The following is a 293-nucleotide window of genomic DNA, read 5'->3' as shown; positions in this document are numbered from 1 at the left end:
ATTATAACGCTCGTAATTTATTTTGCAAGTATTTGGTGGAGTTGAAAGCTACAGTTCCTCACATATTTGTGATATAATAGGAAAAATATTTGATGAGGTAGCGACATGACCAAGACACCATTTGTTAGTAAAGAAATTTTGGATACCATTACGGAGCAATTTCCGACTCCTTTCCATTTGTATGATGAAAAAGGCATTCGTGAGAAGGCGCGTGCCCTCAATGCAGCTTTTTCATGGAACAAAGGCTTTAAGGAATATTTTGCGGTCAAGGCGACTCCAACTCCAGCTATTTT

At 38.2% G+C, this 293-nt stretch carries 1 pseudogene; it reads left to right on the top strand.

The features are described 5' to 3' along the window. Positions 1 to 105: 105 nt before the first annotated feature. A pseudogene (locus C1E99_RS12205) lies at positions 106 to 293 on the top strand (diaminopimelate decarboxylase); the annotation flags it as partial.

The sequence above is a fragment of the Streptococcus suis genome (genome assembly GCF_002964045.1).
Classification (GTDB): domain Bacteria; phylum Bacillota; class Bacilli; order Lactobacillales; family Streptococcaceae; genus Streptococcus; species Streptococcus suis_U.
Note: the sequence above shows the minus strand (reverse complement) of the source record. Positions and strands in the feature narration are given on the sequence as shown.